This is a genomic window from Janthinobacterium lividum (genome assembly GCF_034424625.1).
Classification (GTDB): Bacteria; Pseudomonadota; Gammaproteobacteria; order Burkholderiales; family Burkholderiaceae_D; genus Janthinobacterium; species Janthinobacterium lividum.
The window spans coordinates 1,913,686-1,932,042 of the sequence record NZ_CP139976.1; the positions used below are offsets into that span (position 1 = coordinate 1,913,686).

General features: G+C 60.8%; 18 protein-coding genes. 7 read left to right on the forward strand and 11 right to left on the reverse strand.

Annotated features, from left to right (window positions below):
- The first annotated feature begins 29 nt into the window (after positions 1 to 29).
- Genes lptF through U0004_RS08675 form a run of 4 tightly spaced genes read left to right on the forward strand, consistent with a single transcriptional unit; the run spans position 30 to position 3,713 of the window.
- Positions 30 to 1,175, forward strand: a complete 1,146-nt coding sequence (gene lptF / locus U0004_RS08660; RefSeq protein WP_034782206.1) for an LPS export ABC transporter permease LptF — start codon at positions 30 to 32, stop codon at positions 1,173 to 1,175.
- A complete protein-coding gene (lptG, locus tag U0004_RS08665; protein ID WP_034782207.1) occupies positions 1,172 to 2,341 on the forward strand; it encodes an LPS export ABC transporter permease LptG in 1,170 nt (389 codons plus the stop codon). The genes lptF and lptG overlap by 4 nt, the downstream gene beginning before the upstream one ends.
- The gene (locus tag U0004_RS08670; protein ID WP_070253888.1) at positions 2,341 to 2,748 is read left to right on the forward strand and encodes a sirohydrochlorin chelatase; all 408 of its coding nucleotides are present in this window, start codon (positions 2,341 to 2,343) and stop codon (positions 2,746 to 2,748) included. The genes lptG and U0004_RS08670 overlap by 1 nt, the downstream gene beginning before the upstream one ends.
- Entirely contained in the window at positions 2,745 to 3,713 is a 969-nt protein-coding gene (locus U0004_RS08675) for a Stealth CR1 domain-containing protein (RefSeq protein ID WP_115057433.1), read from the forward strand. Before U0004_RS08670 ends, U0004_RS08675 begins: the two co-directional genes overlap by 4 nt.
- Here the strand turns inward: U0004_RS08675 and U0004_RS08680 are convergent.
- From U0004_RS08680 to U0004_RS08715, 8 genes are all read right to left on the reverse strand, one after another.
- The gene (locus tag U0004_RS08680; protein ID WP_139144061.1) at positions 3,710 to 4,360 is read right to left on the reverse strand and encodes a hypothetical protein; all 651 of its coding nucleotides are present in this window, start codon (positions 4,358 to 4,360) and stop codon (positions 3,710 to 3,712) included. The genes U0004_RS08675 and U0004_RS08680 overlap by 4 nt on opposite strands.
- A gap of 244 nt (positions 4,361 to 4,604) precedes the next feature.
- On the reverse strand, positions 4,605 to 5,369 hold the full coding sequence (gene cobA / locus U0004_RS08685; RefSeq protein WP_070253890.1) for a uroporphyrinogen-III C-methyltransferase: 765 nt from the start codon (positions 5,367 to 5,369) through the stop codon (positions 4,605 to 4,607).
- Between the two features lie 28 nt (positions 5,370 to 5,397).
- Complete coding sequence (locus tag U0004_RS08690; RefSeq protein ID WP_034782214.1) at positions 5,398 to 6,714, reverse strand: sulfate adenylyltransferase subunit 1; 1,317 nt, start codon at positions 6,712 to 6,714, stop codon at positions 5,398 to 5,400.
- Positions 6,714 to 7,625 carry a sulfate adenylyltransferase subunit CysD gene (gene cysD, locus U0004_RS08695; RefSeq protein WP_034782216.1) on the reverse strand — a complete coding sequence of 304 codons (912 nt, stop codon included), beginning with the start codon at positions 7,623 to 7,625 and terminating at the stop codon, positions 6,714 to 6,716. Before cysD ends, U0004_RS08690 begins: the two co-directional genes overlap by 1 nt.
- A gap of 39 nt (positions 7,626 to 7,664) precedes the next feature.
- Positions 7,665 to 8,381 carry a phosphoadenylyl-sulfate reductase gene (locus U0004_RS08700; protein WP_070253891.1) on the reverse strand — a complete coding sequence of 239 codons (717 nt, stop codon included), beginning with the start codon at positions 8,379 to 8,381 and terminating at the stop codon, positions 7,665 to 7,667.
- Positions 8,382 to 8,390: 9 nt separating this feature from the next.
- Complete coding sequence (locus U0004_RS08705; protein WP_034782220.1) at positions 8,391 to 8,951, reverse strand: DUF934 domain-containing protein; 561 nt, start codon at positions 8,949 to 8,951, stop codon at positions 8,391 to 8,393.
- Complete coding sequence (locus U0004_RS08710; protein ID WP_070253892.1) at positions 8,944 to 10,632, reverse strand: nitrite/sulfite reductase; 1,689 nt, start codon at positions 10,630 to 10,632, stop codon at positions 8,944 to 8,946. The genes U0004_RS08705 and U0004_RS08710 overlap by 8 nt, the downstream gene beginning before the upstream one ends.
- 81 nt (positions 10,633 to 10,713) lie before the next feature.
- The gene (locus U0004_RS08715; RefSeq protein WP_070253893.1) at positions 10,714 to 11,487 is read right to left on the reverse strand and encodes a sulfite exporter TauE/SafE family protein; all 774 of its coding nucleotides are present in this window, start codon (positions 11,485 to 11,487) and stop codon (positions 10,714 to 10,716) included.
- 160 nt (positions 11,488 to 11,647) lie between these two features.
- Here U0004_RS08715 and U0004_RS08720 point away from each other — a divergent pair, with 160 nt between their 5' ends.
- The 3 genes from U0004_RS08720 (at position 11,648) to U0004_RS08730 (ending at position 14,434) form a co-directional block, all read left to right on the forward strand.
- Positions 11,648 to 12,589, forward strand: coding sequence for a CysB family HTH-type transcriptional regulator (locus U0004_RS08720; protein WP_034751505.1), 942 nt, complete (start codon positions 11,648 to 11,650; stop codon positions 12,587 to 12,589).
- A gap of 61 nt (positions 12,590 to 12,650) precedes the next feature.
- Positions 12,651 to 13,301, forward strand: a complete 651-nt coding sequence (locus U0004_RS08725; protein WP_034782226.1) for a class I SAM-dependent methyltransferase — start codon at positions 12,651 to 12,653, stop codon at positions 13,299 to 13,301.
- A gap of 185 nt (positions 13,302 to 13,486) precedes the next feature.
- On the forward strand, positions 13,487 to 14,434 hold the full coding sequence (locus tag U0004_RS08730) for a porin (protein WP_052140115.1): 948 nt from the start codon (positions 13,487 to 13,489) through the stop codon (positions 14,432 to 14,434).
- Between the two features lie 46 nt (positions 14,435 to 14,480).
- On the opposite strand, the gene U0004_RS08735 is transcribed toward U0004_RS08730, so the two are convergent.
- The 3 genes from U0004_RS08735 to U0004_RS08745 form a co-directional block, all read right to left on the reverse strand.
- On the reverse strand, positions 14,481 to 15,674 hold the full coding sequence (locus tag U0004_RS08735; protein ID WP_070253894.1) for a PAS domain-containing sensor histidine kinase: 1,194 nt from the start codon (positions 15,672 to 15,674) through the stop codon (positions 14,481 to 14,483).
- 156 nt (positions 15,675 to 15,830) lie between these two features.
- Positions 15,831 to 16,589, reverse strand: coding sequence for a LytR/AlgR family response regulator transcription factor (locus U0004_RS08740; RefSeq protein ID WP_034782231.1), 759 nt, complete (start codon positions 16,587 to 16,589; stop codon positions 15,831 to 15,833).
- 68 nt (positions 16,590 to 16,657) lie between these two features.
- Complete coding sequence (locus U0004_RS08745; RefSeq protein WP_070253895.1) at positions 16,658 to 17,938, reverse strand: sensor histidine kinase; 1,281 nt, start codon at positions 17,936 to 17,938, stop codon at positions 16,658 to 16,660.
- Positions 17,939 to 18,357 lie beyond the last annotated feature (419 nt).

Here is an 18,357-nt window from a genome sequence, read left to right on the forward strand (position 1 = left end):
AACTAACTGATCCGAATTATAAACTCCGAATGATCTTTCAACGCGCCCTTCGACGTGAATTGGCTAGTGCCGCCGGGGCCACCTTCACAGTTTTGTTCAGCATCCTGCTCACCTGGATGCTGATCGGTATTCTCGGCAAGGCGGCGGGCGGCAAGATTGCGTCGTCCGACGTCATGTCGCTGATGGTTTTTTCCGCCCTGATGCAGCTGCCCACCATCATCATCCTCACCGGATTCATTTCGGTGCTGATGGTCGTCACCCGCAGCTACAAGGAGTCGGAGATGGTGGTGTGGTTCGCCTCCGGCCTGAGCCTGTCGCGCTGGATCTGGCCCGTGCTCAGCTTCGGCCTGCCGCTGGTGCTGGCCACCGGCATCCTGAGCCTGTACGCCACGCCGTGGGCGCAAAAGAAAAGCGATGAATATGTGGCGCGCTTTGAAAAGCGCGAAGACCTGCAGAAAGTCACGCCGGGCCAGTTCCGCGAATCGGCCGGCAGCAACCGCATCTTCTTCGTCGAGGGCGTCAGCGGCGAGAAGACGGTGGTGCAAAACGTCTTCGTCAATACCGTCGATGAAAAAGGCAGCGCCGTCGTCGTCGTCGCCAAGGAAGGCGTGATCAATACCGACGCCAAGGGTGAACGCTTCCTGGTGCTCAAGAGCGGCCGCCGCTACCAGGGCGTGCCGACGCAGGCGGACTTCCAGACCATGGAGTTCGAACAGTACATCATGCGCATCGAGAGCAAGCAGCAGGAACTGGGCGCGGAACTGGGCGTGCGCGCCATGAGCACCATGGCGCTCATCGCCGATCCGAATCCGTATACCATGGCCGAATTGCTGTGGCGGGTCAGCGCGCCTCTGATCGGCCTGATGCTGATCCTGCTGGCCATTCCGCTGGGCTTTGTCAATCCGCGTGCCGGCAGTTCGACCAACCTGATCATCGCCCTGCTGATTTTCTTTACGTACAGCAACCTGATCAAGGTCATCGAAGCGAGCGTGAAGCAGGGCCGCCTGACCTTTGGCCTGGCCTGGTGGCCGCTGCACCTGCTGGCGGCGCTGGCCGTGGTGGCGCTGTTTGCGTGGCGCCTGAATGTGAACCACCGCTATCATCCGCTGGTCCTGCTGGCGGCTTTCAAGCGCGCGCGCCGCGCCGGCAATACAAGTAAAGCGGCATCGAAATGAAGATTTTACAGCGCTATTTTGCGGTCTCAATATTCCAGGCGGTGCTGTTCGTGCTGCTGGCCTTCCTGGCACTGCAAGCCTTCATCGACCTGACGGGCGAGCTGCCCAAGGTGGGCCGCAACGGCTACACCATCCAGTATGCCTTCCTGTACGTGCTGGTGCTGGTGCCGGGGCACGTGTACGAGGTGATGCCGATCGCGGCGCTGATCGGCACCATCTACACGATGGCGCAGTTTGCCGCCAGCTCCGAATTTACCATCATGCGCGCATCGAGCATGTCGACGGCGATGGCGGCCGGTTTCCTGTTCCGCATCGGTATCGTCTTCGTCGTCATCACCTTCATCTTCGGCGAGTTGATCACGCCGCGCACGGAACCGCTGGCCGAACGCCTCAAGCTGACCTCGCGCGGCGCGGCCGTGTCGAGCGAATTTCGCTCGGGCCTGTGGACCAAGGACATGGTCAAGAGCGATGGCCTGACGGGCACCGTCACCGGTTCGCGCTTTTTCAATGTCGGCGAAGCGCGTCCGGACGGCCAGCTGAAAAACGTCAAGCTGTATGAATTCGACACCGATATGCGTTTGCGCACCCTGACCGTGGCCAAGGGTGCGACGTATCGGGGCAATAATATCTGGCGCCTGACCGATGTGACGGAAACCTCGTTCTCGAACAGCGCGGCCACGTCGCCCGGCTTCGAGCCGAAGCTGTCGAACTACTATGGGCAGGAAACGAGCCTGGTGCACACGGTGCAAAGCGCCAGCAAGGACATGACGTCGGAAGTGACGCCGAAGATCCTGACGGTGTCGGCTTCCGATCCCGAGCGCATGTCGGCCAGCGAACTGGCCGTGTACACGCGCCACCTGGCCGAGAACAAGCAGGAAACCGAGCGTTTCCGCATCGCCTTCTGGAAAAAGCTGATCGATCCGCTGGCCATTTTCGTGTTGATGGCGCTGGCGCTGCCGTTCGCCTATATGCATACGCGCAGCGGCGGCATCAGCCTGAAGATCTTCATCGGCATCATGATCGGCGTGAGCTTCATGCTGGTCAACACCCTGTTCTCGCATCTGGGGCTGCTCAGCACCTGGCCGGCCTTCCTGACGGCGGTGGCGCCGAGCGCGCTGTATCTGCTGCTGGCGCTGGGCGCCCTGTGGTGGGTGGAGCGGCACTGATGGAGACGAACGCGGAACAGGCGCTGATCCTGTTTGCCCATGGCGCGCGCGCCGCATCGTGGGCCGCGCCCTTCGAGCGCCTGCGCGACCTGACCCAGGCGCGCATGCCTGGCACCGGCGTGCACCTGGCTTTCCTTGAACTGATGACGCCACGCCTGCCCGAGCTGGTGCAAAGCCTGCTGGCCAAGCTGCCCGCCGGCGCCACCCTGGACGTCACCGTGGTGCCCGTGTTCCTGGGGCAGGGCGGGCATGTGCTGCGCGACTTGCCGCTATTGCTGGAAGAATTGCGCCAGCGGCATCCGGCACTGCGCCTGAAGGTGGTCGAGGCGGTCGGCGAGAACGCCAGCGTGCTCGCCGCCATCGCCGATTATTGCGTGGCGGCGCCAGGCTCCAGCACTCTCCCTTGAGCGGCATCGACATCGTCTACCTGTGGGTCGACGGCACCGACCCCGCCTGGCGCGCGCGCTGGCAGCACGCGTATGCCGCCTGGGCGCGGGCGCATCCCGGCCAGCTGGCCTTGCACGGCAACGTGGCGGGGCGCTACCGCGACAACGGCGAGCTGCGCTACAACCTGCGCGCGCTCGAGCGCTTCTTCCCCGGCCACGGCCATATCTACCTGCTGACGGACCGGCAAGTGCCGGAGTGGCTGCGTGCCTCACCGCGCCTGACGGTGATCGACCATGCGAGCCTGATGCCCGGCGCCGCCTTGCCCGTGTTCGATTCCGGCCATATCGAATCGTATCTGCACCATATTCCGGGCCTGTCCGAGCGCTTCCTGTATCTGAACGACGACGTATTTTTTGGCGCGCCGTTCGAGCCCGCATTCTGGTTTGGGGAGGAAGGGGACGGGCGTTTGAGTGTTTTCACGGAGAGTGCGCTGCACGAAGACATGCAGGGCTTGCGCGCCGACGTGGCGGCCCCTGTCAATTGCGCCACCTTGTCGCGGCAATGGCTGTCGGCGCAGTATGCAGCTTACCAGCATGAACCGCGCCTGTATGCGCACGCGCCGCGGCCCATGCTGAAAAGCGCGCTGCATGCACTGGAAGGGCTGGCGCCGGCCATGTTTGCCGGCGTGCGCGCGACGGTGTTTCGCTCGTGGCAGGTGCCGGCGTTGCTGCCCGACCTGGTGCCGCGCTGGATGGTGCATCAGGGGATTGCGCGGTCGCGCATGCTCGACCCGCTGCATATCGCCAGCGGCGATGTGGCGGCGCCGCAGCAGCTTGAGGAGCTGGCGGCGCGTTTTGGCAGCTTGCCGTTTTTCTGTATCAACGATACCTGCGACGAGGCCGAGGATGATGACCCGCGCCTGCTGCGCGTGGCCGCGACCTTGCAGCGGCTGCTGCCGCTGCCATCTTCATTTGAAGGCGCTTAAGCCGATTTCTTCTTTGGTGCCAGGCTGATGCGGGCGGCGGCCGAACTGTCGGACAGCGAAGCGAGGAACAGCAGCAGATAGGCGCCCAGTTCGAAGACTTCCTCGCCCAGCAGCGCGTAGGCGTCCGGCATGCCATGGAAGACCTTCTTGTCGAAGGGCCAGCCGGCGACCATCAGCAAGCCGCCGATGGCCGTCAGGATGGTGATGCGCATGCTGAAAATCAGGCCGGCATGGGCAAACACCTTGCGGGCACGCGGCGCGAAAAAGATCAGGATGCGTATCAGGATCAGCAATTCCAGCACGCGCAGGGCTTTTTCCAGCTGGGCCCAGACGGGCGCCGTGCCGAACTGGTCGATATCGAGTTCGCGCAGCAGGAAGCCGAACAGCAGGGCGCACAAGCCTGCATGCATGAGGAAGCGCAGCGACTGGCGGTCAGTCTCTTGCCAGGCGCGCACGCCGTGCACGGTGCAGGCCAGGGCCAGGAACAGCGCTTGCAGCCATTCCAGCAAATGGTTTTCGTCGTCGATATTCGGGAACACCGTCCACAGGGCGATGGAGGCGAGCATGCTTAACAGCACAGCACTGGCGACGCCGACATTGCTGCGGCTGAGCGAAGTCAGGGCTTCGCGCATGGAGGTGAAATTCATGTGTGGTCGTAAGGCTAAAGTTGCGCGGCGCGGTATTGCAGCCTGCGGGCGCAGCTTTTTTCGGGGAGGTTGCCAGTGGTTCCGTCAGCCGGGAGACCGCATGGCAAGCGCTATGGCGGGGCGAAGCGTGAATTTATTGCTATCCACAACAACTTCTCGAGAAAAGATGCGTCCGCATCGTATCATGTTTCCTCTGAAGACGTCGATTACTGACTTTAAAGTCGGTAAAATACGGTGTGTTTATTCAAGCATGGCGCGCCAGTATGGCGGCGGCTGCTTCGGTGCTCTGGTGCGCGCGCGCGGCCATGGCGTCGCCCAGCATCACCAGCACGGGGCCGTGGGTATCGCCCAGACCATGCGCCAGGGCGCTCAGCGGCAGGCGTACGATGCGCTGGTCCGGGCGGCTGCAGTTTTCAATCACCACCACCGGGGTGTCGGCACGGCGGCCCTGGGCCAGCAGGCGCTGTGCCGTGGCGATGGCTTCACGGCCGCCCATGTATTGCACCAAGGTGTCGCAGTCGGGAATGCGCGTCTGGTCCGGTTCGCCCGGTGCCGTGCTGGATGTGAAAAAGGCCACGCTGCGCGACACGCCCCGCTTGGTCAGCGGCTGCTGTGTGGCGGCCGCGGCCGCCAGTGCCGTGGTAATGCCGGGCACCACTTCCACCGTGATGCCCGCCTCTTCCAGCGCGCGCAATTCCTCGTCGGCGCGCCCGAACAGCATGGGGTCGCCCCCTTTCAGGCGCACGACGACGGCGTGCTTGCGCGCATGGTCGACCAGTTGCTTGTTGATGAAGGCCTGTGCCGTCGACAACTGGCCGCAGCGCTTGCCTACGAGGATTTTCTTCGCCTGCGGGCACAGCTCCAGCATCTCTTCGGTGACCAGCGCGTCGTGCAGCACGACGTCCGCTTGCGCCAGCAGGCGCGCGCCGCGCAAGGTCATCAGGTCTTGCGCGCCGGGGCCGGCGCCGACCAGGTAGACCTTGCCGGGGAGAGATGGGGAGCTGTTCATGTGGCTGCCTTTCCTGGACGATGCGGAGTTAGAGTCGAACCATGCCGGCCGCGACCGTCTGGTGGGTGACTTCATCGATCAGGATGAAGGCACCGGTGGCGCGGATATCGGCATACGCGTCGGCCGCCAGCGCCTGCTGCACATTCAGGCTGATGCGGGCGATATCGTTGAGCTTCAAGCCTTCGGCCGGATGGCGCTGCTGCGTATTGATGTCGAGGATCGATTCGATCGCCGTCACCTTGGCTGCCGTCTGTTTCGTGCCGTGCTTGATCCAGTACTTGCGGCGCAGGTCCAGCGCGTCTTCCGACAGCCAGCACACGTCGGCCACCACCTGTTTCAGCAGGGTGGCAGGACGCTCGCTGCTTGCCAGCAAGTCGCCGCGCGAGATATCGAGGTATTCATTGAGCAGCAGGGTCACGGACTGGCCCACCACGGCCGTCGACAGCGAACCGTCCAGGGTGACGATGTCTTTGACTGTTGCCGTCTGGCCCGATGGCTGCACCACCAGGGTGTCGCCGATGCTGACCTTGCCCGCTTCGATGCGGCCCATGTAGCCGCGGAAGTCGTTCGCTTCGTGGCCATTGTGGCGCGCCACCAGCTGCACCGGGAAGCGGAATGGCGTGTCGTGCGATTCATCGTAGACGGACAGCGATTCGAGCAGCTCGATCAGGGTCGGGCCCGTGTACCAGCCCAGCTTGTCGCCGCGTTCGACGACGTTGTCGCCGGTAAGTGCCGACAGGGGAATCGGCGTGATGTCCTTCAAACCCAGCGACTGGGCAAATTCGCGGTAGGCGGCCACGATGCGCTTGTACACCGTTTCATCGTAGTCGACCAGGTCCATCTTGTTGACGGCCACGACCACGTGCTCGATCTGCAGCAAGTGCGCGATGGTCGAATGGCGCTTGGTCTGGATCAACAATTCCACGCTGCCATCGTCGCCCAGTTTTACCTTCGACACGTCGATCAGGATGATGACGGCATCGGCGGTGGAAGCGCCCGTGACCATGTTGCGCGTGTATTGTTCGTGGCCCGGGGTGTCGGCGATGATGAATTTGCGTTTCGGCGTGGCAAAGTAACGGTAGGCCACGTCGATGGTGATGCCTTGCTCGCGTTCCGCTTCCAGGCCGTCCGTCAGCAGGGACAGGTCGACCGTGTCGCCCACCGTGCGCTTGTGCTTGGAGCGCGACATGGCGTCGAGCTGGTCGGCGAAGATGCCCTTGCTGTCGAACAGCAAACGGCCGATCAGGGTGCTTTTGCCGTCATCGACGGAACCGGCCGTGATGAAGCGCAACATGCCGCGCTCCAGGCTGTCGGTGAGGTTGGTGTTCTGGATTGCTGCGTTCATTAGAAATACCCTGCTTTCTTGCGTTTTTCCATCGAGGCTTCGGAAGTCTGGTCATCCATGCGGGTGGCCCCCCGTTCCGTGATTTGCGTGATTGCCGTTTCGGCGATGATGGCATCGACCGTCGCCGCATCGGAGGAGACAGGGCAGGTGCACGAGATATCGCCCACCGTGCGGAAGCGCACGACTTGCGTTTCCACGGTTTCGCCTTCGCGTGGCGGCGTCAGGTCCGTCAGCGGTACCAGCAAGCCGTTGCGCGGGATCACCTGGCGCTCGTGCGCGAAGTAGATCGGCGGCAATTCCAGTTGCTCGCGGGCGATGTATTGCCACACGTCCAGCTCCGTCCAGTTCGAGATGGGAAACACGCGCATGTTTTCACCGGGATGCACGCGGGTGTTATACAGGTCCCACAGTTCCGGACGCTGGGCTTTCGGGTCCCAGGCGCCGAATTCGTCGCGGAACGAGAAGATGCGTTCCTTGGCGCGGGCCTTTTCTTCATCGCGGCGGGCGCCGCCGATGCAGGCGTCAAAGCCGTGTTCGGCGATGGTTTCCAGCAAGGTCACGGCTTGCGCCGCATTGCGCGAATCCGTGGCCGGGTTGCGCAGGCGCACGGTGCCGCGCTTGATCGAGTCTTCCACGGAGCCGACGATCAGGCGTTCGCCCAGTTCCGCCACCTTTTTATCACGGAAAGTAATGACTTCCGGGAAGTTGTGGCCCGTGTCGATATGCACGAGGGGAAATGGGAACTTGCCCGGACGGAAGGCTTTCTCGGCCAAGCGCAAGAGGACGACGGAATCCTTGCCACCGGAAAACAGCAGCGCAGGATTGGCCGATTCGGCCGCCACTTCGCGCATGATGTGGATGGCTTCCGATTCAAGGCTGTCGAGGTGACGCTGGTTCAAAATATTGCTCATATGGGTGCTTTCTTATTCTGCTGAGTCTGTTGTGTCTGTTCAGGCTGCCACGGATTTGATGCGTATCAATTTGCCGTCCACCATGTGCAGGCCGCATTCCTTGGAGTCCGGGTTTTCCCACCACCAGCGTCCGGCGCGCACATCTTCGCCCGGCTGGACTGCCCGCGTACAAGGTTCGCAGCCGATCGACGGGTAGCCCTGGTCGTGCAGCGCATTGTAGGGCACGTCGTTGGCGCGGATATACGCCCACACGTCTTCTTCCGACCAGTCGGCCAGCGGATTGAATTTCGTCATCGCGTGCGCCGCGTCGTCTTCCTGCACGTGCAATTCGGCGCGCGTGGTGGACTGCGCGCGGCGTTGCCCCGTTACCCAGGCCTTGTTGCCGGCCAGGGCGCGCCCCAGCGGTTCGACCTTGCGGATGCGGCAGCATTCGCGGCGCATCTCGACGCTGTCATAAAAGGCGTTCAGGCCGTTCTGTTCCACGTAGGCAGCCACCGCTTCCGGCTGCGGTCGGTACAAGGTGATGTCGTGGTTGTAACGGGTCTTGACCTTGTCGAGCACGGCCAGGGTTTCCTGGTGCAGCCGGCCCGTTTCCAGGGAAAAGATGCCAATTGGCAGCTTTGCCTTGAGAATCATGTCGGTCAGCACCATGTCTTCGGCTGCCAGGCTGGACGCGAACACGGCCGGCGAAAAATCCGCGGCGATGCGTGTCAGCGTTTGCTCGGTGGCGTCAATCAAAGAAGTCAGATCGCTCATGATTGGCCCTCAGATGCCGGCCGCGTTGTCGAGGTCAGGATTCTGGCCTTCGCGCTGGTGGCGGCGGAACAGTGGTGATTTTTGATCCCACGAAGCCTGGTAGGTTTCCGAAAAGACCGACAAACCTTTCAGGGCGTCGTGGATGCTGCGGTCGGGCCGGGTGGCATACGCGTCAAAGCCTACCCTGTGCATGGAAAACAGCTGGTCGCGCAGCACGTCGCCGATGGCGCGCAACTCACCCTGGAAACCCAGGCGGGCGCGCAGGTTGAAGGCGATCGAATAGCCGCGGCCATCCGTGAATTTCGGGAAGTCCACGCCGATCACGGGCAGTTGCGCCACGTCGGCCGCCAGTTCTTCCGGGCGCTCGTCGCTGGCCAGCCATACGCCGATATCGGGCAGGCGGGCGGCCAGGGTCTCGCGCTGGGCTTGCCATACGAGCAGGGGCACGATGACCTTGCCTGCAGGCACGACGACCGTCTCCGGCGTGTCGTTTTCATCGAGGCGCAGCAAGCCCCAGGTATTTGGCACCACGGCGGCGTTCTTGATGATTTCTTCGCGTACCTCAAACATATTCGTCCTCTCCCACCAGGTTGCCGACCGTGATCGGCGTTGCATATACGTGTTCCTTGAACGGCGCCACGCCCAGGCGCTGGGCCGTATCGACGAAGCGCTCGCCTTCGTGGCGGTCGCGCACATAGACGTGCAGCAGGCGGCCGATGACTTCAGGCATCTGCAGGGAAGAGAACGATGGTCCGATGATCTTGCCGATGGCCGCATTGTTGCCTTGTGCGCCGCCAATCGACACTTGATACCATTCGCTGCCATCCTTGTCGACGCCGAGGATGCCGATGCTGCCCACGTGATGATGGCCGCAGGCATTGATGCAGCCGGAAATATTCAGTTCGATCTCGCCGATGTCATGCTGGAAGTCGATGCTGTCGAAGCGTTCGGCAATGGCGGCCGCGATCGGCAGCGACTTGGCGTTGGCCAGCGAGCAGAAATCGCCACCGGGGCAGCAGATCATGTCCGTCAGCAAGCCGATGTTCGGCGTGGCCAGGCCGTGCGCCTTGGCTTCCTGCCACAGTTTGAACAGTTTCGACTGCTCCACGTCGGCCAGCACCAGGTTTTGCTCGTGGGTCACGCGCAGTTCGCCAAAGCTGTAGCGGTCGGAGAGATCCGCCACGAAGTCGATCTGCTCGGCCGTCGCATCGCCTGGCGGCACGCCCGTTTTCTTCAGCGACAGTACCACGGCCACGTAGCCGGGACGCTGGTGCGGCTTGACGTTGCGCGCCAGCCAGTTCACATACGCCTTGTTGTCCGCGTGCTCCGCCTTGTAGTCGAGTTCCGGCAGGGCAAGGTAGGCGGGTGGATTGAAGAAGTCCGCCACGCGCTGCATTTCCTCGGCCGTCAAGGTTTCCGGACCATCTTTCAAGTCCACCCACTCTGCTTCCACCTGGCGCGTGAATTCTTCCACGCCGATGGCTTTCAACAGGATCTTGATGCGCGCCTTGTATTTGTTGTCGCGGCGGCCGTGCAGGTTGTACACGCGCATGATGGCCTGGATATACGTCAGCAAATGCTGCCACGGCAAGAATTCGCGCACGACGCTGCCCAGGATCGGCGTGCGGCCCATGCCGCCGCCGGCCATCACCTTGAAGCCCACTTCGCCAGCTTCGTTGCGCACGGCCGTCAAGCCGATATCGTGCACGGCGATGGCGGCACGGTCTTCTTCGGCGCCATTGATGGCGACCTTGAATTTACGCGGCAGGGCGATGAACTCGGGGTGGAAGGTGCTCCATTGGCGCAACACTTCCGCGTACGGGCGCGGATCGATGATTTCATCGGCGGCGACGCCGGCGAACGGGTCCGATGTTGTATTACGGATACAGTTGCCGGAAGTCTGGATTGCGTGCATTTCCACCGATGCCAGGTCCGTCAGGATATCGGGAGTTTGCTCCAGTTCGATCCAGTTGAACTGGATATTCTGGCGCGTCGTGAAGTGGCCATAGCCGCGGTCGTACTTGCGCGCGATGTGTGCGAACATGCGCATCTGCTTCGACGACAGCAAGCCGTATGGCACGGCGATGCGCAGCATGTAGGCGTGGCGTTGCATGTACAGGCCGTTTTGCAGGCGCAGCGGAATGAACTCCTCTTCCGTCAGCTCATTGGCGATACGGCGCGCAACCTGGTCTCGGTACTGGGCGATGCGTTCTTTGATGATGAGGTGGTCGTACTGATCGTAGTGGTACATATCAATTCCTAAAAAAGCCGGGGTGCTGGAAGATTGCCTGGGATTATGTTCTTGATACTGCTCTTGTCACTTGTTCGGTAATTAATAGATTAGCTTCACTGCCACGCCGGTCAAGGTCATCGCCAGCAGCACTCGTAAAAACTTTTCCGGCACGGAGCGGGCGACCCAGGAACCGAGCGTGATGCCGGGCAGGGAGCCGACCAGCAAGGAGGCCAGCAATTCCCAGTGGATGGAGCCGAGCCACCAGTGGCCCAGGGCAGCGATGGCCGTCAGGGGCACGGCGTAGGCGATATCGGTGCCCGCCACTTCGGCCGAGCTCATGCGTGGATACAGCATCACCAGCAGGGTCGCGCCGATGGCGCCGGCGCCGATCGACGACACCGTGACCAGCACGCCCAGCACGGCGCCGGAAATAATGGTCGCAGCGGCAAGCTTGTTACCTTGCAATTGTTTCTCGGGGTGTGCATTGATCCAGGCCAGCATGCGGCCCTTGAAAATCAGCGCCACGACGGTCAGCAGCACGGAGCCGGCGATCGAGTAACGGATGATCTGGCCGATTTCCGGCGACAGGGTGCCGAACGATTTCAGCGCCAGGGTCGCGATGACGGCGGCGGGCAGGGCGCCCATGCACAGGCGCTTGACGATATCCCAGCGGATGGTGCCGCGCAGGCGGTGCGTCAGGGTGCCGGCGCTCTTGGTGATCGAGGCGAACGCCAGGTCGGTGCCCACCGCCACGGAAGGCGGCACGCCAAACAGCAAGGTTAACAGCGGCGTCATCAGCGAACCTCCGCCCACGCCGGTCATTCCTACGAGTAATCCTACGGCAAATCCTGAGACTATATAAGACAAAGTCATGCTTGCACCCCCAAAGTACCCGCAATAGTAATAAACTTAGTGTTTATTCCAAACTACTAAGTACGCATTTGCTTATATGCGATATGCGTATATGCATGAACGTAAAATCATGGGTGGGGCGGAAACTCGGCAAATCACGGCAATCTAGGGCAAACCAGCAATGAATCTCCATCAATTGCGCTTCGTGCGCGAAGCGGTCCGGCAGAATTACAACCTGACGGACGCCGCCAAGGCCTTGTTTACGTCGCAACCGGGCGTATCGAAAGCCATCATCGAGCTGGAGGAAGAGCTGGGCGTGGATATTTTTACGCGCCACGGCAAGCGCATCCGCGGCTTGACGGAGCCGGGCCGCCTGGTGCTGGAGTCCGTCGAGCTGATCATGCAGGAAATCGACAGCATGAAGCGCATCGGCAAGGAATTCGCGGCGCAGGACAGCGGCAGCTTTACCATTGCCACCACGCATACGCAGGCGCGCTACACCTTGCCGAAGGTGGTGCAAGCCTTCATGTTGAAGTTTCCGAAGGTAAGATTGTCTTTGCTGCAAGGCAACCCGCGCCAGATCGCCGAAATGGTGCAGCGCGACCAGGCCGACCTGGCCATCGCCACGGAATCGATCGCCGCCATCGATGGCTTGATCACCTTGCCATGCTATCAGTGGGAGCACGTGGTGGTGGTGCCGGTCGACCATCCGCTGCTCAAGTCGAAGTCCGTGACCCTGGAAGAAATCGCCGCCTTCCCCCTGATTACCTATGACAGCGCGTTTGCCGGACGTAACAAGATCGACCACGCTTTCGTGCTGCGCGGCCTGAAGCCTGACATCTTGCTCGAAGCCATCGATGCGGATGTGATCAAGACTTATGTCGAGTTGGGCATGGGGATTGGTATCATAGCGGGTATGGCCTTCGATGCCGAGCGCGACAAAGGCTTGCGCGCCATCCCTGTCGGCCACCTGTTCGGCATGAATGTGTCGCGCGTGGCTGTCAAGCAAGGCGCGTATTTGCGCAGCTATATTTATACCTTTATCGAGTTGCTGACGCCGACCCTGAACCGCAAGCTCATCGAGCAGGCGATGAGCGGTGATAAAGAGCACTACGAACTATAACAATGCACGAAGCCGGCCGGGCGAGGTGCCTGGCCAAGATTATTTAAGAAGAGAAGAAACAATGATTACCGATCAGCTTGCCAAATATTACGCCACCATCGCGCAGCAGTACGAGCGCGTCTATGACAAGCCCGAACGCCAGGAAGACCTGGAAGTGTTGCGCGACAAGGTCGCCGACGTGCTGGAAGGCCACACCGTGCTGGAACTGGCTTGCGGCACCGGCTACTGGACGGAAGTGGTCGCCGAGTCGGCCGAGTCCGTGCTGGCTACCGACATCAACGATGAAATGCTGGCGCTGGCCCAGGCGCGCGGCTTGCCCGACAACGTCACCTTCGCCAAGCTCGACGCGTTCAACTTGCCAGACGATTTGCTGGGCAAGTTCACGGCCGTATTTGCCGGCTTCTGGTGGTCGCACGTCAAGCGTGAAGACCAGGACAAATACCTGAAGCAATTGCGCAGCAAGCTGGGCAAGGACATCCTGCTGGTACTGATCGACAATTCCTATGTCGATGGCAGCAGCACCGTTATCGCGCGCACCGACCTGGAAGGCAATACCCACCAGTTCCGCACGACGGATGGGGGCGAGCGCTATGAAGTGCTGAAGAATTTCCCGTCGGATAGCCACCTGCGCAAGAAGTTCGCCCATTCGGCCCGCGAAATCCGCATGAAGCGCCTGGAATACTACTGGCTGCTGAGCTGCCGCCTGAAGTAAGGCCGGACTGCCGCCACAAGCCGCCCTCGGGCGGTTTTTTTTCGCCTGTTGTTTTTATCTGACAAGATATTGTGCCAAAAAACAACATCTTGTCGATGTCATATTGTTGAAGTATTTGGTGGGCATGATTCGGTTCAGCAGCTAAGCAGCAACATTCTTGTCCAACCTAATGTAGAGAATCTCAAGTGAAAAAAATTACTCTGGCAGCATTGATCATCGGCACCTTCGCAGCAGCTACGGCACAAGCACAATCGAACGTCACCGTGTATGGCTTGGTTGACCTCGGTATTGCCAAGACCACTGGCCAGCCGACGGTACAACGCGAAAACAATGCGTCGCGCCTCGGTTTCAAGGGTACGGAAGATCTGGGTGGCGGTCTGTCCGCAATTTTCAACCTGGAAAGTGAATTCCTGGCCGATACCGGCGCGCAAAAAGGCGTGTTATTCGACCGTCAAGCTTACGTGGGCTTGAAAGGCGCGTTTGGTACCGCCATCCTGGGCCGCACCAAGAACCTGGTCGATGGCACCATCGCCCGCGTCGATCCATTCAACACCTACGGCGTGGTCGGCAAGAACAATGAAACCCTGCTGCGTTCGGGCGTCGGCACATCGCGCGTCAACAACGCCGTGACCTACAACAGCCCAAGCTTTGAAGGTTTCGTGGGCAGCCTGCAATACGTGCTGAGCGAAGTCAACAGCGCTGACGCAGGCGTGATCGGCCTGGCAACCTACGACAATGGCCCGATCAGCTTGCACGCCGGCTACGAAAAAGCCGTGCAAGCAACGGCAACGGCCGCCAAGCCTGACCTGTGGTCCATCGGTGGCGGCTATAAATTCGGCCCAGCCAAGATCACGGCCGCCTACTCGAAAGGCGACACCAAAGTTGCCACGACCGGCGAATTCAAGTCCTACCTGATCGGCCTGAACTACACGGTTGGCGGCGGCGATGCCAAAGTGTCGTATGGCAAGCAAGAGCAAAGCAACAACAAGTTCAAGGATCAGGATACCATCAAGGAATTCGGCGTCGGCTACGACTACCACCTGTCGAAGCGCACCGACGTGTACGCTTACGCTGGCCGCGAGCGCGTCAAATCGCTGACCTCGTACCAGATCGGCCTGGCACACAAATTCTAAGCATCGTTCGATGTGACGAAGTGAAAGGCGCCTGCGGGCGCCTTTTTTATTGCATCGCCGCTGCTGCTGCCGCCTCCGCATGCATGGGCAGCGAGATGTCGATTCGCGTGCCACCCAATTCGCTATCGGCGCCGATATGGATGCTGCCGTTCAAGCCCCACACCCGTTCGCGCATGCCCAGCAAGCCCAGGGCCGTGGCTTTTTCCAGGTCGTGTTCGGCAATGCCGCGGCCGTCATCCTGGATGGTGATGGCGAGCGAGGAATCGATGCGGTGCAGAGCGATGGTGATGTGGCTGGCCTCGGCATGGCGCGCGATATTCGTCAGCGCTTCCTGCACGATGCGATAGATGGCCGTGCTGCGCGCATCGTCGAGCACGAGGTCGGCTTCGTCGGCCAGCAAGTCGAAATGGATGGCGCGGCGCAGCAGGAAGTCGTGCCGCAGTTTTTGTAGCGCAAAATATAAGCCCCCTTCATCGAGCGCGCGCGGACGCAGGTTGCTGGCGATGCGCCGCAGCGAGGTGATGGCCGTCACCAGCAAGCCGTCCATGCTGTGCAGCAGTGCTTGCAAGGATGCGGTGGTATCCGTGTGCTGGCGCACCAGGGTCAGGTCGACGCGCAAGGTGGCCAGCAGCTGCCCCAGGTCATCATGCAGTTCGCGTGCGATATGCTTGCGCTCCTCTTCGCGGATGGATTGCAGCGCGCTCGACAATTCGCGCAGTTGCGAAAAGGAGCGGGCCAGCTGTTCATGCATTTGCTGGCGCGCACTGATATCGCGCACGATGATGGTAAACACGCTATGGCCGTCTTCCTGCATGGCCGAGAGCGAACCTTCGAGGGGAAACATGGCGCCATCGCTGCGCCGGCCCGTCAAGGTGTAATCGGTGGCGCGCCGGCCCGTCAGGCGCAGCTCCTGGCTGATGTCGCCAAACGGCGGATCGCCATCGTGCTTGCCCAGGCCGTCAAGGGTACGCAAGTCGCGCAGGATGTAGTGGCCCAGGCGCATGCCGCGCATGCCGCCTGGTGTGTCATCGAACAACCTGGCTGCCGCCGCGTTCGCATGCAGGATGATTTGCCCGCTGTCGATGCTGATGATGGCGTCGCTGGCGCTATCGATGATGGCCTGGCCACGCGCCTGCCGTTGCCGGAGGGCTTTCAGGGGAGGAAACAAGCACAGCAAAAGCGCTGCCGCCATGCCCAGTGGCAGGATGCGCAGCAGTGTGGAACTGCCTCGGTCAGGCATGGGGTTCTCCTTGCGAACGTGAACGAAGGCAAGACAGGAATGGCAGACAGGACTTTAGCCTATGCCTGTTGGCACGGCGCGGCTTGATGTGGCGCAGGAAGGGGAAAGAAGAGAGTGATGCGCCGCGCCGGCCTGGGCCGGGCGGCGGCGAGAGACTTACATTTGCTTGAACAGGTGCAGGAAGCTGCGGCTCACTTCGAGCTTGTCGGACTTGCCTTTGATGAGCACCAGGTGGCGGCCGCGGATGTCGCGCGTCACGCCTTCGATGGCATTCACATTGACCAGTGTGGCGCGGTGGATTTGCCAGAACAGCGAAGGATCGAGCTCTTCGGCCAGGTCGCGCACGGGCTTGCGGATCAGCGCCTCATACTTGGCTGTCTGCACGCAGGTGTATTTCTCGTCAGAACGGAAGAACAGAATCTCTTCCACGGGGATCATGCGCAAGTCCTGGCCGATACTGGCCTGTATCCATTGCAGATACGTGGGCTTGGCCGTGATTTTTTCCGCCAGTTGCGACAGCATGGCCGTGACGCTGCTGTTGACGTCCAGGGCCGGCTTGTTCAAGTGGGTTTTCAGGCGCTCCACCGTGACCAGCAAGCGCTCATGCTCGGGCGGCTTGAGCACGTAGTCGACGGCGCCCCGCTCGAAGGCTTCGACGGCGTGGGTATCATAGGCCGTGACGAAGACGATATGCGTCTTGCCGCCAATCACTTGCGCTGCTTCCATGCCTGTCTTGCCCGGCATGCGGATATCGAGGAAGGCAAAGTCCGGCTTGAGTTGCTCCACCAGTTCGATCGCTTCGTCGCCATTCTTGGCTTCGCCGATGATTTCCAGTTCAGGCCAGGCTTGGCCCAGGCGCAGGCGCAGCTGGTCGCGCATCAGTCTTTCGTCGTCGGCAATAATAGCGGTAGGCATAGGTCTCAAGTGTGAACAGGCGAAGATTGATTATTCAATGATTTAGCGTTTTTATCAACTACTCTGTCTTATTTGGACAATTGATATGGCACTTCGATCACGGCGCATACGCCGGACGGTTGATTAGGCGTAATGGTCAGGCTGCCCTGGTCGCCATGCAGCAGCTTCAGGCGCTCACGGATGGTGGGCAAACCGAGTCCCGTGCCATCGCTGGGTACCACGCCAAAGCCGAGGCCGTCATCGGTCACCGTGACGCGCAGCTTGCTGTGCGCCACTTCTGCCACGATGCGCAGGGTGCCGCCTTCCGGTTTGACTTCCAGTCCGTGTTTGATGGCATTCTCTACCATCGATTGCAGCATCATGGGCGGGAAGGCGGCGCTGCGCAGGCCGTCTGGAATCTGGAAATCGACGGTCAGGCGTTCTTCCATGCGCATTTTCAGCAGGTTCAAGTACGCTTGCACCATATCCGCTTCGCGGCCCAGGTTGGTAATCAGGGCGTTGTCGCGCATTTGCGGCAGCACGGCGCGCAGATACTGGATCAGGCTGCGCTGCATCTTGGCCGCGCGCGGCGGATCGACCTGGATCAGGTGTTCGACGGAGGCCAGTGTGTTGAACAGGAAGTGCGGCTCGACTTGCGCCTGCATCATCTGCATCTTCGCCTCGCTGAGCTGGCGCTGCATGGATTCGCGCTCGGCGGCCTCGTTTGCCGTGACAGTTTCCGCTTCCGCACGTTTCTTGCCGCCAACCAGGGCTTTCATGGCAAACAGGGCCAATACCAGCAAGGACACAAAGCTCTTGAACCAGGTCGATGCCTGCTGGTGATAGCGCGACACTTTTTGTTCTGCCGCATCATCGACCGCTTCTTCAATAGCATTCGACAGCTCTTCGCCGATTTGCGGCGGCAATTCAATATGGACTTCTTCGCCCGAGGCATTCGTCGTTACTGGATAGCTGGGTTTGGCAGGGGCCGCCGGTGGTTCAGGCGGTTCGGGCGGCACGGCACCGGCTTGTGCGTCTGCCTCGGCCGCATCGGCTGGATCGGCCGAGCTGCTACGGCGGTTCTTGCTGTTGCGGGGATTGAAGTGAATGCCCGTATCGTCGATCAGGATATTGGTTTCACCCGAGCCCTTGCTGCTGCGTTTATGCGACTTGATGACCACTTCCTCGTCCGGGCTGGACGAGAACAGCTCATCTTGCAAAATGGAGCCGGCGATCAGTGCCAGTGCAGCGAACAGGAAGAATTTCCACCAGGACAGTTGGGTAACCCAGGTCGTCGTCGCGTCGAATGCCCGTTGCAACCAAGCGAGGATGGTTTTCAACAATTGGGGCAGGCTGGAAATCGGAAGCATGAGGGCACTTTCAAGTACAAGAGTTAATCGACGCAGCGGGCAAGTTTAACCCCTTGTTGAGTAGCGTCAGAGTCTGATGTTGCCACTGTGCCTAAAGACCACGAACTACGCCAGCCGATTGCGACAGGCTGCACAAAAAGGCGCTTGAAGTGAAGACTATGCTTGCTGGGCGGTGAGGGTGGAAAAATAGCGCTTGCGGGGCGTGCGGGGCAAGGCTATAATTCGCCCCCTCGCTGAACGACGCATGCAAATGCAGCGTAAAGTGAGAAAAAAGAAGGAGTTGACGGACGTAGCGAAATGCTTCATACTCTTCCTTCTTCGCGGCTGACAAACACAACGCTTTGTCGATAGCGCGAAAGCAGTAACCGAATGCAGTTCTTTAACAATTAACAGTCGATAAGTGTGGGCATTTGATGTAA